This window comes from Sphingomonas sp. BK580, from assembly GCF_014194975.1.
Lineage (GTDB): Bacteria > Pseudomonadota > Alphaproteobacteria > Sphingomonadales > Sphingomonadaceae > Sphingomonas.
Map to the genome: position 1 here is coordinate 14613 of NZ_JACIAY010000016.1, position 14133 is coordinate 28745.

15 protein-coding genes are annotated in these 14133 nt (G+C 70.9%); 4 read left to right on the top strand and 11 right to left on the bottom strand.

Annotated elements, in window-relative coordinates; all coding sequences use genetic code 11:
* Positions 1-60: 60 nt before the first annotated feature.
* From cysS to FHY05_RS20490, 4 genes are all read right to left on the bottom strand, one after another.
* Positions 61-1491 carry a cysteine--tRNA ligase gene (cysS, locus tag FHY05_RS20475; protein WP_183946293.1) on the bottom strand — a complete coding sequence of 477 codons (1431 nt, stop codon included), beginning with the start codon at positions 1489-1491 and terminating at the stop codon, positions 61-63.
* 24 nt (positions 1492-1515) lie between these two features.
* Positions 1516-2424: an intradiol ring-cleavage dioxygenase gene (locus FHY05_RS20480; protein ID WP_183946294.1), complete on the bottom strand. Its 909-nt coding sequence runs from the start codon at positions 2422-2424 to the stop codon at positions 1516-1518.
* A gap of 227 nt (positions 2425-2651) precedes the next feature.
* Positions 2652-3986 (bottom strand): cell wall metabolism sensor histidine kinase WalK, encoded by a 1335-nt coding sequence (locus FHY05_RS20485; RefSeq protein ID WP_183946295.1) that lies wholly within the window; start codon positions 3984-3986, stop codon positions 2652-2654.
* 10 nt (positions 3987-3996) lie between these two features.
* Positions 3997-4761, bottom strand: coding sequence for a response regulator (locus FHY05_RS20490; RefSeq protein ID WP_183946296.1), 765 nt, complete (start codon positions 4759-4761; stop codon positions 3997-3999).
* Positions 4762-4899: 138 nt separating this feature from the next.
* Between FHY05_RS20490 and FHY05_RS20495 the strand changes: the two genes are divergently transcribed.
* The 3 genes from FHY05_RS20495 to FHY05_RS20505 all read left to right on the top strand — a co-directional run bounded on the left by FHY05_RS20495 (position 4900) and on the right by FHY05_RS20505 (position 6720).
* Positions 4900-5727, top strand: coding sequence for a carbon-nitrogen hydrolase family protein (locus FHY05_RS20495; RefSeq protein WP_183946297.1), 828 nt, complete (start codon positions 4900-4902; stop codon positions 5725-5727).
* Between the two features lie 105 nt (positions 5728-5832).
* Positions 5833-6039, top strand: coding sequence for a 30S ribosomal protein S21 (gene rpsU / locus FHY05_RS20500; RefSeq protein ID WP_007404630.1), 207 nt, complete (start codon positions 5833-5835; stop codon positions 6037-6039).
* Between the two features lie 129 nt (positions 6040-6168).
* Positions 6169-6720 carry an FKBP-type peptidyl-prolyl cis-trans isomerase gene (locus tag FHY05_RS20505; RefSeq protein ID WP_183946298.1) on the top strand — a complete coding sequence of 184 codons (552 nt, stop codon included), beginning with the start codon at positions 6169-6171 and terminating at the stop codon, positions 6718-6720.
* Between the two features lie 359 nt (positions 6721-7079).
* On the opposite strand, the gene FHY05_RS20510 is transcribed toward FHY05_RS20505, so the two are convergent.
* Together FHY05_RS20510 and FHY05_RS20515 are read right to left on the bottom strand one after the other, a co-directional pair.
* The gene (locus FHY05_RS20510; protein ID WP_183920927.1) at positions 7080-7325 is read right to left on the bottom strand and encodes a hypothetical protein; all 246 of its coding nucleotides are present in this window, start codon (positions 7323-7325) and stop codon (positions 7080-7082) included.
* Between the two features lie 107 nt (positions 7326-7432).
* Positions 7433-8191, bottom strand: a complete 759-nt coding sequence (locus FHY05_RS20515; RefSeq protein WP_183946390.1) for a metallophosphoesterase family protein — start codon at positions 8189-8191, stop codon at positions 7433-7435.
* Positions 8192-8393: 202 nt separating this feature from the next.
* On the opposite strand from FHY05_RS20515, the gene galU reads away from it, so the two are divergent.
* Entirely contained in the window at positions 8394-9263 is an 870-nt protein-coding gene (galU, locus tag FHY05_RS20520; RefSeq protein WP_183946299.1) for a UTP--glucose-1-phosphate uridylyltransferase GalU, read from the top strand.
* A gap of 114 nt (positions 9264-9377) precedes the next feature.
* On the opposite strand, the gene FHY05_RS20525 is transcribed toward galU, so the two are convergent.
* From FHY05_RS20525 to FHY05_RS20545, 5 genes are all read right to left on the bottom strand, one after another.
* Complete coding sequence (locus FHY05_RS20525) at positions 9378-10139, bottom strand: molybdopterin-synthase adenylyltransferase MoeB (protein ID WP_183946300.1); 762 nt, start codon at positions 10137-10139, stop codon at positions 9378-9380.
* Positions 10136-10498 carry a hypothetical protein gene (locus FHY05_RS20530; protein ID WP_183946301.1) on the bottom strand — a complete coding sequence of 121 codons (363 nt, stop codon included), beginning with the start codon at positions 10496-10498 and terminating at the stop codon, positions 10136-10138. The genes FHY05_RS20525 and FHY05_RS20530 overlap by 4 nt, the downstream gene beginning before the upstream one ends.
* A 122-nt stretch (positions 10499-10620) precedes the next feature.
* Positions 10621-11136: a dUTP diphosphatase gene (gene dut / locus FHY05_RS20535; protein WP_183946302.1), complete on the bottom strand. Its 516-nt coding sequence runs from the start codon at positions 11134-11136 to the stop codon at positions 10621-10623.
* 102 nt (positions 11137-11238) lie between these two features.
* Complete coding sequence (locus tag FHY05_RS20540) at positions 11239-12897, bottom strand: glycoside hydrolase family 43 protein (RefSeq protein WP_183946303.1); 1659 nt, start codon at positions 12895-12897, stop codon at positions 11239-11241.
* 96 nt (positions 12898-12993) lie between these two features.
* Positions 12994-14022: a LacI family DNA-binding transcriptional regulator gene (locus tag FHY05_RS20545; protein WP_311732545.1), complete on the bottom strand. Its 1029-nt coding sequence runs from the start codon at positions 14020-14022 to the stop codon at positions 12994-12996.
* Between the last annotated feature and the right edge of the window lie 111 nt (positions 14023-14133).

Genomic DNA, 14133 nt, shown 5'->3' on the forward strand with positions numbered 1-14133 from the left:
CTACCAACGTTCCCCAATTGGGCCCCGGCCTGCGCCGGGGCACAGGGAACGGACAAAGACCTATATCGTGATCTTCCAGTCCCAGCCCAGCGGATCGCCGTCCATCACCTCGACCCCCGCCGCGGCGAGTTGGTCGCGGATCGAGTCCGAGCGAGCGAAGTCCTTCTCCGCGCGCGCGGCGCGGCGGCGCTCGAGTGCCGCGGTGATGTCGGCCTCGTCGATCGTCGCGCTGGCGGGGCGGACGCGCAGCGCCTCGCGCGTCAGCGTCGACAGCCCCAGCCCGAGCAGCGCGTCGATCTCGTCGAGCAGCGCCAGGCGATCCGCCGCCGAGACCCGCTTGTCGGCGAGCAGCGAGTCCACCACCGGCAGCGCGCGGGGCGTGTTGAGGTCGTCGCTCAACGCGGCGTCGAGCTGGTCGCGATAGGTCGAGGGCGCGCCCTTGGCGACGCCGGGATCGCGCGCGCGCAGCGCCGCGACCGCGTGGACCAGCCGCTTCAAGCGCACCTGCGCCGCCGCCAGATTCTCCCAGGAGAAGTCGAGCTCGCTGCGATAATGCGCCTGCAGGCACATCAGCCGGTAGGCGAGCGGGTGGAAGCCGCGCTCGACCAGCCGATCGAGCGTCATGAACTCGCCGGACGACTTGCTCATCTTGCCGCCGCGGTCGACGACGAAATTGTTGTGCATCCAGATCTGCGCGCCGGTGTCGGCGCAGTCGCAATAGGCCTGGTTCTGCGCGATCTCGTTGGGGTGGTGGATCTCGCGATGGTCGATCCCGCCGGTGTGGATGTCGAAGGCCGCGCCGAGATAGCGCCGGCTCATCACTGAGCATTCGAGATGCCAGCCCGGCGCGCCGCGGCCCCAGGGCGAGTCCCACTCCATCTGTCGGGTCTCGCCCGGCGGAGTGCGGCGCCAGATCGCGAAGTCCTGCGGGTGGCGCTTGCCCGCCACCGCCTCGATCCGCGCGTGCGCGGCATCGTCCTGCCCGCCGGCGAGCCGACCGTAGTCGGGCACCGTGCTGGTGTCGAAGTAGAGGCCGTCGTCGAGCCCGTAGCAGTGGCGCTCGGCGATCGTCTCGCCCCAGGCGATCATCTCGGCGACGTGATCGGTGGCGCGCGGCAGATGCGTCGGCGGCACGATGTTGAGCTCGGCGAGGTTGCGCTCGAACGCCTCGGTGTAATGGCGCGCGATCGCCCAGATGTCGCGGCCGGAGGCGCGCGCGGCGGCCTCCATCTTGTCGTCGCCCGCGTCGGCGTCGGAGGTGAGGTGGCCGACGTCGGTGATGTTGATGACATGGGTGAGCGGCCACCCCTTCCAGCGGATCACGCGCGCGAGCGTGTCGGTGAAGACATAGGCGCGCAGGTTCCCGATGTGGGCATAGTGATAGACCGTCGGCCCGCACGAGTAGACGCGCACGTTCGCCGGGTCGAGCGGGCGGAAGGTCTCCGGCTCGCGGGTCAGGCTGTTGTAGAGGATCAGGGGCGCGCCGGTCATGGCGCGCCTCTTAGCTGTGCCGGCTCAGCGCGCCAAGCCGATCACCGCGGAGGCGGCATAGCCGGCGCTCGCCGTGCCGGTGAAGGCCGGCGTCATCTGCGTGTTCTGCGCGGTGGTGTTGTCGCCGAAGACGTTGTCGCTCGACAGCGCGACGCGCGCGAAGTTGCTCGCGCTCGACGGATAGGTGGCGGTGTCGGCGTAGACGGTCGCGCAGGTCGCGGACGGCAGCGCCAGCTGCGAGGTGAGCGTCGCGTACCGGCCGCCGAGCGCATTGGCCAGGCTGGAGAAGACCTCGAAGTGGATGTGCGGCCAGCGGCCGTCGTAGCAGCCGGGGAAGATCGTGGTGAAGGTCACCTGACCGTTGCTGTCGGTGACCTGCACGCCGCGAAGGTAGCTCTCCGCGGGCGCGGTGTAGAGCGAGTAATGCCCCTCGCGATCGCAGTGCCACAGGTAGATGGCATAGCCGGCGAGCGGTGCGCACGACTGGTTGACGTCGACCAGCGTGAGCGTGAGCGTCACCTGCACGCCGGTGGCCAAGGTGGTGCTGCTGAGGAAACTGGCGCGGACGTCGCTGCGCACGATCCCGGTCGCGGTGAGCACGTTCGCGGTCGAGCCGCTCGACGCGTTGGTGCCATCGGCGGGGTAGGGGCCGCCGGTCTCACTCGCGTTGAGGACGCAGCCGGTGGTCGCGTTGCCGCCGCCGCTGGCGGAGGGCGTGGGGGTCGGGGTGGGCGTCGGCGTGGGCGTGGGGCTCGGCGTCGTCGTGGTCGCGACATCCGTCTCGGCGTCGCCCGAGCCGCCGCAGCCCGCCACCAGCGCGAGCGTGCCCGCGCCGGCGAACCATCGGAGTGCGCGGCGGCGCTGTACCATCCGCCCCATCACCTGGAGGTCGTGGGCGAGGCCGCGGTCGTGGTCGTGGTCGTCGTGGTGCATGCGGGTCCCTTTCGCTGTCCGGGCTTCGCCCTCCGCCTCGTCGTCTCCTGGCCTTGCGCCGGGCTCCATGCCGCCGCGCGCACCCTGTTGGTGGTGCGCGCGGACGATGGATGCCGGCGAGGGTCCTGGCATGACGGGACGAAGGCGACTCCCGAACGTCGCGACCCTACTGCCGGCCGTGCCGCATGCCGCGATGTCGGCGTGCGACCGCGAGGTTGCCGCTTGTTTCAGCGTGCCAGCGGCAGTGTCACCGTCGCCACGGCGCCCGTCGTGTCCTCGCGGTTGGCGAGCAGGGCAGTGCCGCCGTGGCGCGCGGCGATCGAGCGCACGATCGCCAGTCCCAGCCCGGTGCCGCCGGTCGAGCGATTGCGCGACGGGTCCCCGCGCACGAACGGCTCGAACAAGCGCTCGGCCTGCGCCGGATCGATGCCGGGGCCCTGGTCTGCGACCGTGACGGTGACACGCCCGTCCTCGATCCGCCAGGCGAGTTCGGCGGAATCGCCGTAGCGCAGCGCGTTGCCGATCAGGTTCGCGAACAGGCGGCGCAGCCCGCTTGGGTCGCCGCTCACCACCGCGCGTGGACCCGCCGCGACCGCCACCGCGGCGCCGCCGACCGCCATGTCCTCGGCCAGGCTGTCGAGCAGGCTCGACAGCTCGACCAGCGTCTCCTCGCGCCGGCCGACGTCGTGGCGCGCGAAGCGGAGCACCTCGGCGATCATCGCGCGCATCTCGTCGATGTCGGCGACGGCGCGGTCACGCGCGCCGTCGGGCAACTGCTCGACCCAGAACGCAAGTCGCGACAGCGGCGTGCCGAGATCGTGCGCGATCGCGGCCAGCATGGCGGTGCGCGACTCGGCGTGGCCGGCCAGCCGGGCGTGCATGGTCGAGACCGCGTGCGCCAGTTCGCGCACCTCGCGCCCGCCCTCGGGCAAGGGCGGCAGCGGCGCGCCGGTGCCGGCGCGGTCGGCCGCGGCGGCGAGCCGCGCCAGCGGGCGCGAGATCGCGCGCGACAGCATCCACGCCGGGATCGACAGCGCTACGATGGCGACCAGCATCGCGATCAATGTGTTGAGATGCCAGCGCGTGAACAGTGGCAGCGCCGGGCTGCGCACGACGCGCCAGCCGTGCGGCAGGTGCCAGGCGACGGTGAACGAGCCGAACAGTTCGCGCCCGCCGCCGCGCGGGCTCAGCTCGGTGAAGGCGAGCACGCTGCGTGGCGTGACGTGGAGCAGCGCGGCGATCCGCGCCTGGGTCAGCGCGTCGGGCTTCTCGCGCCAGCGCGGCGCGGGCGGGGCGGCCGCGGTGAGCGTCTCCAGCGGCTCGATCCGCCACGTGCGGAAGCGGCCGGGCGGGCGAAAGCGTCGGAACTCGGGCGGTAGCGGTGGCGCCGGCAACCCTCGCAGCGCCGCGGTGATCGCCTCGAGCGGGCGCGGCGGTACGCGCGGCGGCGGCCCGCTGAAAGTCACGAAGAATAGGATCGCGGTGGCGGCGATCACCGAGGCGATCACCAGCGCGAAGATCGGCTGCGCGATCGAGCGAGCTTGCCGGTAAGGGCGAGTCATAGCCGGCGCCTCAGCGCCGCTCGACGTCGCTGGTGAACATATAGCCTTCGTTGCGCACGGTGCGGATCAGTTCCTCTCCGACCGGCGCGTCCTCGCGAGTCAGCTTGCGCCGCAACCGGCTGACCTGGACATCGATCGCGCGGTCGAAATGCTCGGCGTTGAGCCCGCGCGAGAGGTCGAGCAGCTGGTCGCGGGTGAGCACGCGCCGCGGGTGCTCGGCGAAGGCGAGCAGCAGGCGGAACTCGCCGTCGGAGAGGTTGATGACGACCTGATCGGGGTCGAACAGCTGGCGCCCGACCGGATCGAGTCGCCAGCCCGCGAAGCGCAGGTAGGGCCGTCCCGCGCTCGGCGTCGCGCTGGCCGCGGCCTGGTTGCGGCGCAGCACCGAGCGGATCCGTGCCAGCAGCTCGCGCGGGTTGGCGGGCTTGGCGACATAATCGTCCGCGCCCATCTCGAGCCCGACGATGCGGTCGACTTCCTCGCTGATCACCGACATGATGATCACCGCCGGGCTGGTCGAGCGGTCGAGCGAGCGCAAGATCGAGAGGCCGTCCTCGCCGGGCATCATCACGTCGAGCACGATCAGCGCGTAACTCTCGCGCGTGAGCCGATCGCGCATCTCGACGCCGTCGGCCGCGACGTCCACGACATAGCCGTGGCCGGCGAGGAAGGCGGCGGTGAGCTCGCGGATGCCGGGATCGTCGTCGACGATGAGGATGCGGGTGGCGAGGTCCACGGCGGTGTCCGGGGCGAGAGCGAGCGAGAGGTCGGGCATGGCAACCCGACTGGTGACCACGCGTATCGCGCGGATGACGCCGCTGCAACAAAGCGCGTTCGCACACGCCCTGTGTCGCGCGTGCAACACTTGCGCGGCGAACCGCGTTGCTCTTGGGGAGCGGGCGAGGAGTAAGGTTTGACCAGGATCGCGGTTGTCCAGACCACCAGCGGGATCGATCCCGCGCGCAACGCGGCGGCGCTGGCCGCGGCGATCGAGGAGGCGGGCGCGAACGGCGCCGAGATGGTCTTCACGCCCGAGATGTCGGGCGTGCTCGACCGCGACCGTGGGCGCGCGGCGCAGGCGATCGTGCGCGAGGGCGAGGATCAGGTACTGGTCGCGGTGCGCGAGGCGGCGACGCGCGCGGGCGTGTGGGTGCAGCTCGGCTCGCTGGCGCTGCGCCGCCACGACGCGCGCTTCGCCAATCGCAGCTTCGTCATCGACTCGCAGGGCAACATCCGAGCGCGCTACGACAAGATGCACCTGTTCGACGTCGACCTGCCCAGCGGCGAGAGCTGGCGTGAATCCGCCGCGTATGCCGCGGGCGATCGGCCAGTGTTGGTAGCGACGCCGCTCGGGCGGATGGGGCTGTCGATCTGCTACGACATGCGCTTCCCCGATCTGTACCGCGCGCTGTCGGACGGCGGCGCCACGATCCTGTCGGTGCCCGCGTCCTTCACTCGGCCGACCGGCGCGGCGCATTGGCACGTGCTGCTGCGCGCGCGCGCGATCGAGGCCGCGTGCTACGTCGTGGCGGCGGCGCAGAGCGGGGTTCACGAGGACGGGCGCGCCACGTACGGCCACTCGCTGGTGGTCGATCCCTGGGGCGAGGTGCTGCTCGACATGGGCGAGGCGCCCGGCATCGGATATGCCGAGATCGACGCGGAGGCGCAGCGTGACGTGCGCGCCCGTGTGCCCGCGTTGCAGCACCGCCGTGTCATCCCCGCGCCGATGGTGATCGGCTGAGCCGCGGTGCTTGCGGGGGCGGGCCCATGCTGCTAGAGGCGGTGTGTTCGGCGCGGGCCCCGTCCGCTGCCGCTTTAGCCGTTTGATCCGGAGTTTATCGGTTTTATGCAGATCATCGTTCGCGACAACAACGTCGACCAGGCCCTTCGCGCGCTCAAGAAGAAGCTGCAGCGCGAAGGCGTGTATCGCGAGATGAAGCTGCGTCGCCATTACGAGAAGCCGTCGGAGAAGCGTGCGCGCGAGCGCGCGGCCGCGGTTCGTCGTGCCCGCAAGCTGGAGCGCAAGCGCGCCGAGCGCGACGGCGCGCGGTGAGCGGCTTCGATCCCCGCGCTCTCGGGTGCGGGGATGAGAGGCGGGCGCGTGTCGTCCGCCTGACGGGCGCGAGCTGCCTGTCGTACGTGATCGCCGCCGGTGGCGGCGCAACCGGGGTGTCCTGAACCGATGTCGACCGTCACCGCCGTCCCGCTCCAGCCCGTCAAGCGCGCTTACGTGCTCTGGCTGGTCGCCGGCCTGCTGATCGCGCTCGTCGCCGGCGTCGCGCTGGCGCGCGCGGGCGACACCGGGATCATCACCACTCCGTCAGGGCTTCGCTACAAGGTGCTCAAGGCGGGCGACGTGAAGTCGCCGAGCCCGACCAACGCGGACGTCACGCTGGTGAACTACGAGGGGCGGCTGCTCGACGGTACCGTCTTCGACAAGTCGCAGCAGCCGACCCCGCTGCCGGTGTCGGGCGTGGTGCCGGGCTTCTCCGAGGGGCTCAAGCTGATGCACAAGGGCGGCAAGTACCGCCTCTGGATCAAGCCCGAGCTGGGTTATGGCGAGCGCTCGACCGGGCCGATCCCGCCCAACTCGACCTTGGTGTTCGACGTCGAGCTACAGGACTTCATCCCCGAGGCGACGTTGCGTCAGCTGCAGATGCAGCAGCAGATGATGGGCGGTATGCCCGGCGGCGGCATGCCCGGGATGCCGGGTGGAGCACCCGGCGGTCGCTGAGCAGGCTGACGACCGTGAGCTGAGACGGGGAGGGGCGGCCGAGAGGTCGCCCTTTCTCGTCGCGGTCGCCGGTGAACGGCGGACGCTCTGCTCGACCGGCGCCACAAAGACCACCTAGGCCTGGCGCGGGTGACGTGATCATCGACGAACGTCCGTAGCCGCCGCCAGCCCCTTGCTCAGCGCTGACCCTGGTTGATCTAGGCACGGCACGTACGGGCGCAGGCCCCGGCTCGCACGGCAGAACGACCAGGCCGTCGGCGCGTCGTGGCCACGGCTTCGGTCAGCACACCGTCGGACGCGGACAAAAAAATAGCGGCCCGAAGGCCGCTATCTCTTACTCCCGAGGGAGCGTGGTCAGCTCAGTTGCTGTCCGCGCTGTCATCCTCGTCGGCGACGACGACGATACCCGCGACCACCGCGGCGGCCGCCAGGACCGCGACGATGATGCCACCGCCAGCGACGTCGCTCTTCTTGGCCGAGGCCGAGCCGGCGCGAGCCGACTTGGCGACCGACAGGCTCGCCGCCGGGTTCGCCGGGGCCGCAACCGCCGGAGCAACCGCCATCGTGGCGGCGGCAGCAGCGAGCATGTACTTGGCAAGACGCATGTCAAACTCCCTTTGCATTCCGCCTGTCCCTTACCGAGGCGAAGATGAAAAGCAAGGGGGCGAGTGCGCGATTATGCTGAGCCTATGGTAAATAGGTCACGGCGGCTTCAGGTCTGCACGATCCAGCTGTCGCTGCCGTCGAGCGCTAATGCACTGAGTCGCCCGCTGGCATAGGCGCCGGTATCGACGCCGATCCGGTTCGCGCGCCTATCGACGTCCTCGGTGATCGTGTGGCCGTGGACGACCATCTTGGGATGCGGGCGGCGATAGTCGAGGAAGCTGCCGCGGATCCAGCGCAGGTCGGCGGCCAGCTGTTCCTCGAGCGGAACCTCGGGCCGTATGCCGGCGTGGACGAAGGCGTAATCGCCGGAGACGATGAGATCCTCGAAGCCGTCGAGAAAGGCGCGATGGGTCGCCGGCACCAGGTCGGGCAGGCGCTCCGCCAGCTCATCGTAGTCGAGCGCATCGTAGTCCTCGCGCGCGAGGCCGTAGCTCATCAGCGTCTCGCGACCGCCGACGCGGCAGAACAGTCGCAGCGCCTCGCGATCGCCGCCGAGCGCGAGGAGGAACACCTCCTCGTGATTCCCCTTGAGAAAGCGGGTCGCCGGGCGCTCGCGCGCGAGATCGAGCAGTCGCGCCACGACGCCGGCGGAGTCGGGTCCGCGATCGACGAGGTCGCCGAGGAAGATCAGCGACGTGCGCGCCGGCGACCGGCTGGCGTCGTCGGCGTCGATCAGGGCGAGCAGCCGCTCGAGCTCGTCGCGACAGCCGTGGACGTCGCCGATGGCGTACAGGCGCTCGCCCGGCGCGACGGACAGGCTCGCGGCGGGCGCGGGGCGGGAGGGGCGAAGGAACTTGGACAGCATGGTCGCGGACGGCCGGCACGGGAGCGGGGACGCGGCGCCATAGGCGCGGCGCGGGCGCGGGGCAACCGCGCCTTCGCGTGCCATAGAGCCCGGATTTGGTGCGGCGCAACACGAATCGGCTCGCGGCGTGATTACGCGCACGCTAACGGTTTGCCGCGAACCGCGACGGCCGGTACACAGCCGCCGCCATCAGGAGGACCGAATGACCATCAAGCCCGTGCGCAAGGCCATCTTCCCCGTCGCCGGACTGGGGACGCGTTTCCTCCCCGCGACCAAGGCGATGCCCAAGGAGATGCTGACGGTCGTCGACAAGCCGCTGATCCAATATGCGGTCGAGGAAGCGCTCGAGGCTGGCATCGAGCAGCTGATCTTCGTCACCGGTCGCGGCAAGGGTGCGCTGGAGGACCATTTCGACGTCTCCTTCGAACTCGAGACGACGATGCGCGCGCGCGGCAAGAGCCTGGCGGTGATCGAGACGATCCGCCAGCAGCCGGGCTCGCCGGTCTATGTCCGCCAGCAGGAGCCGCTCGGCCTCGGCCATGCGGTGTGGTGCGCGCGCGAGATCGTCGGCGACGAGCCCTTCGCGGTGCTGCTGCCGGACGAGCTGATGGTAGGCTCGCCCAACTTCCTCAAGCAGATGGTCGATGCCTACCAGCAGGTCGGCGGCAACGTGATCGGCGCGCTCGAGGTCGCCCCCGAGGAGACCAACAAGTACGGCATCATCTCGCCGGGCCAGCGCGACGGTGCGCTGACCGAGGTGACCGCGCTGGTCGAGAAGCCGGCGGCTGGTTCGGCCCCGTCCAACCTGATGATCCCCGGCCGCTACATCCTCCAGCCCGAGGTGATGCAGATCCTCGACGCCAAGGAGACGGGCGCCGGGGGCGAGATCCAGCTGACCGACGCGATGGCCAAGCTGATCGGACGCCAGCCGTTCCACGGCTTCACCTTCAATGGCGAGCGCTTCGACTGCGGCGACAAGACCGGCTTCATTATGGCGAACCTGGCGCTCGCGCTCGCGCGCGACGACATCGGCCCGGCGGTGCGCGCCTTCGCGCAGCAGCGGCTCGCGTAGACGGGCGGCACGTTCCGCCGCATCGCCTCGTCGTCCCGGCCGTGGCCGGGATGACGATGTCGGCTCAGCGACAAGCCTCTTCGAACGGTGTTCGCTGCGCGGCGACGGCGCCGCTCAGCCGGCGTCCGTCCCGCAGGCTGGGCAGCCCGGGTCCTTCGGTAGCGAGAGCGTGCGGAAGCGCAGGGCGAGCAGGTCGATCAGCACCAGCTTGCCCGCGCTGTCGTCGCCGAACGGCGCCAGCTGGCGGATGACCTCGAGCGCGGCGAGGCTGCCGACCACGCCGGTCACCGGCCCGAGCACGCCTTCCTCCGCGCAGGTGAGTCCGTCGCGCTGCGGCGCTCCGCCGACGAAACAGCGGTAGCACGGGCGATCCCGCTCCCAGCCCCGGAAGACGCCGATCTGTCCCTCGAAGCGCCCGACCGCGGCGGAGATCAGGGGCACCCGCAGCGCCAGTGCCGCGTCGGCGACCGCGAGGCGCGTGTCGAAATTGTCGCTGCCGTCGATCACCGCGTCGGCACCGTCCAGCAGGGACGCGGCGTTGGCGGCGCCGATGCGCCGCATCAGCGGTCGCACGCTCACGTGGGGGTTCAGCCGCGCCACGGCCGCGGCGGCCGCGGCCGCCTTGTACGTGCCGAGGTCGGCGGTGGTGTAGAGTGTCTGGCGCTGCAGGTTGCTGGCGTCGACGCGGTCGTCGTCGACCACGTCGAGATGCCCCACGCCCGCGGCGCCGAGATAGTGCAGCACCGGCGAGCCGATCCCACCCGCACCGATCACCACGACGCGCGCGCGGCGCAGCCGCAGCTGGCCGGCGCCGCCGACCTCCGGCAGCACGATATGGCGCGCGTAACGCGCGAGCTCGTCCGCGGTCAGCGTCACGGCCAGTCGAAGGTGATCGAGCTGCGGTACCAGCCCGCGGCAGGCACGTCGGCGACATTGCCGCGCAGCGCGCGCAGCGTCAGGCCCGAGGCATATTGCTCCACCGTGGGGCAATCGATCGCGCGCGGCACGATCCGGCGCACCTGGCCCTCGCTGCCGAGATAGACGACGAGATCGACGGTGATGCGCTTGGTGTCGGGAGTCCCGCAGCGTCCCGCGCGCACCTCGTCGCGCACGAAGGCGGTGATCTGGTCGCCCGGCTCCCAGCGATGCAGCAGCGGCACCTGCTGGAGCGCGCTCCAGTCGATCGGCGGTGCGAGCGGCGACGCCTGCAGCCACAGCGCGAGCGCGACGATCACCGGCCGGTCACCGCGCGGGACAGGCGTGCTTCGGTCTTCTGCCCGTTCGGCCGGACGAGGTCGCGACCGCGGCGCTGGTACACGTCGCCATCGATCATCGAGACTGTCCGTCCGGGCTCCCTTCACTCGCTCGCGGGCGACCGCGCCGCGATGCTACCGTAGCCGGTCGAGCCGAACCCGCCAAGGCCACGGCCCGTTTCGGACGAGAATGCCTCCACCACGCGCAGCGCGGGCCGCAGGATCGGGACGAAGACGAGCTGCGCGATACGATCGCCCGGCGCGATCACCAGCGGCTCGGAGCCGGGCGGGGTGCGCAACCACGCGCTGATGTAGATCTGGTCGGCATAGTCCGCGTCGATCAGCCCGACCGATTGACCGAGGATCAGGCCCTTCTTGTGGCCGAGGCCGGACCGCGCGAGCAGCACCGCGGCCATATAGGGGTCGTTCATCAGCAGCGCGATGCCCGAGGGGATCAGTACCGCAGGCGCCTGCGGCTGAAGCGTCAGCGGCGCGTCGATGCACGCGTGGAGGTCGATCCCTGCCGCCATGTCGGTCTGATAGCGTGGCAGCCCCCAATCGTGCAGCCGCTCGTCGATGACACGCAGTTCCACGTCGCGCGCCGCTTCCCGGTCCGTCATCGGCCCCCCTGGTCCTCCGTCTCTCTCAGCGTGCCTTAGCGCGTCGGCCGCGACGCTGCCACCGCGGCCGCGGCGGAGGGTGGAGCGGCTTGCACGCCAGGCTCACGGCGCCTCGACGAACGGTCCGATCACGGTGCCGACGAAGCCGCCAGCCCGCTGCGTGCTGAGGAAGGTCACGTCGAGACGGTCACCCAGCGTCCGCCGCTCGCCGCCGGCGGTATAGTCGAACGCCATCGTGCCGCCGTCGGCGCGGATCGTCAGCGTCACCGCGCCGCTCGCCTCGATCGGCGCGGAGGCCACGAGCGTGTCACTGTCCGCGAGGTCGCGCTTGTACAGCGCCACCACCGCGCGGCCGTCCACCCGGGTGACCGCGAACTCGAGCAGCGAGCGGTCGCTCTGCACCGCCGCCAGCCCGGCGCGCGCGCCGTCGTGCTCGGGCGCGAAGCGCAGCACGGTCGATACCGTGGCGACATGGTGCTGCTGACGCCGGCCGAGGAAAGCGGGGGTGCCGCTCAGGTCGCCGAAGCGGCCTGCGGCGTGCAGCTCGAGCGTCCCGCCGGCCAAGCGATAGAAAGGCTGGCGCGGCGTGCGGATCCCGATCCACTGCATGGCGAGTGTGGTGTCGTCGAACTCGTCGACATAGCCGAAGTCGCCGCTCGTCGGGAGCGCGCGCGGGGGGCTCGCCGGCAGCCGAGGCCGCGCCGCGACGAAGGGGATCGCGCGCCCGCGCTCGAGGATGTGCGGCCAACCGTCGCGCCACGTCACCGGCAGCAGGAAGGTCTCGCGGCCGATGGTGTAATGGCCGTCGGCATAGGGCCGCGTCGCCAGGAAGGTCGCCCACCAGTCGCCGTTCTGCGTCTCTACCAGCTTGGCGTGGCCCGCCGAGGTGACCGGGTGCGCGCGGTCCGCCGGCAGGTCCCACTGCGTCAGGATCGGATTGCCGGCATAGGGGACGAACGGCCCGCGCAGCGCGCGCGAGCGGAACACGACCTGCGAGTGATGGTCGCCGGTGCCGCCCTCCGCCGCGGTGAGATAGTAGAAGCCGTCCCTCTTGAGCAGGTGCGGCCCCTCGATCCATACCGGCTTGGTGGTGAGATCGACGCCGCCGTTGACGAGCTGCGTGCTCACGCCGACCATCTTGCCCGCGCGCCAGTCATATTCCTGTACCCACAGCGCGCGGTGGCCGTCGTAGCGCGGCGGCTCGGCGGGCGCGCGGTTGTTGACGATATAGGCGCGATCGCCTTCCCAGTAGATCGACGGATCGATCCCCTCGAACGGCAGCGAGATCGGCTTGGACCAGGGGCCGGCAGGGTCGCGCGCAGTGATGATGAAATTGCCGCCGCACGAGACACAGGTGTTGGCGATGTAGAAGATTCCGGCGTGATAGGAGATGTCGGGCGCGAACACCGCCTCCGAGACGCGCCGCCCGGTGAAGTCGAGCTGGTCGGGGCGGTCGATCGCGTTGCCGATCTGGGTCCAGTCGACCAGGTTCCTGGAGTGGAACACCGGCAGCCCTGGGAAGTGCGCGAAGGACGAGTTGACGAGATAGTAGTCGTCGCCGACTCGAGTAACCGAGGGGTCGGGGTAGTAGCCGCTGAGGATCGGGTTGCGATACTGTCCGCGAGCCAGCGGCGCCTGCTCCTGCGCGCGACCCTCGTAGGTGAAGCGCTCGAAGCGGGCCACCTGTGCGGTGGCGGCGGCGCTCGCCACGGTGAGCAGCACGCCCAGTCCCGCGCCGACATGACTCGTCGTTCGCCGCATCTCACCTCTCCTCACCGCCCGCGGTCGTGAGCCGCGATCGTAGGGGTTACCGCTAACATGACAAGCCACGCGTCCTCGGCACCGCTCGGGGAGCGCTCAGGAGGCGGGCGCCGCGGTCGACTCGCGCTCGATCAGGACGTGATCGAGCACGCGCGCCGCGCAGCGCACGCTCTTGCCCCGCGCCGCGCGCATCTCGTCGATCAGCAGCCGCAGCGCCTCGCCCGCCAGCTCCTGCACGGGCTGGCGGATCGTCGTCAGCGGCGGCCAAAGCGTGGTCGCGGCGATACTGTCGTCCATCCCGGCGACGGTCAGATCGCGCGGCACGTCGAGATGGCGACGGTGCGCCACCGAGACGACCGCCGCGGCCATGTCGTCGTTGCTGGCGAAGATCGCGCTCGGCGGTGCGGGCGCGTCGAGCAGTCGCTCGCCCGCGACCAGGCCCGAGGCGTAGCTGAAATCCCCCTGCGCGACGCAGGTCTCGACGCCCGCCTCGTGCGCGGCATCGGTGAAGCCGACGAGCCGCTCGGCGCTGGCGGACTGGTCGGGGTTCCCGACGATGAAGCCGATGCGGCGATGGCCGAGCGCGATCAGGTGGCGGGTCATGTCGTACGCGGCGCGGCGATCGTCGATGCCGACCGAGATGGCGTCGGCGACCCGCCCCGCGACGACCGCCATCGGCAGCCCGGCATCGCGCAGGATCCGCCGCACCGTCCCTGACTCGCCCAAGGGCGGCGTCAGGATCACGCCACCGATCCCGGAGCCGATCAGCTGCTCGATCTCGGCGTGGCTCGGCACGCCGCCGTGCTTGCCCTTCAGCAGGATCAGCTGTGCCGCGCGCGCCGACGCCTCCTCGAACACGCCGGCGAGGAAGCCGCTCATGAAGGCGGCGCTCGGGTTCGCGTAGATCACGCCGATGCGCAGCTCGCGCGAGGTGACGAGGCTGCGCGCCGAGAGGTTGGGGGTGTAGTTGAGCTCGCGGATCGTGGCATTGACCAGCTCGCGCGTCTGCTCGCGCACGCCCGGATCGCCGTTGATCACGCGCGAGACCGTCATCGGCGACACGCCGGCCTGTTTGGCGACGTCGATGATCGTCACGCCGCGGCGACGTCCTCTCGGCTCGGGCACGTCGGTCCTTGTCCTCGCGCCGTCGACCGCCGTCGGCGCCTCTCGCGCACCGACCTGCCTCGCGGCGGGAGGGCGCGTCAATGGCGCCGGCGCCGCCGCGATCTGCTAGCG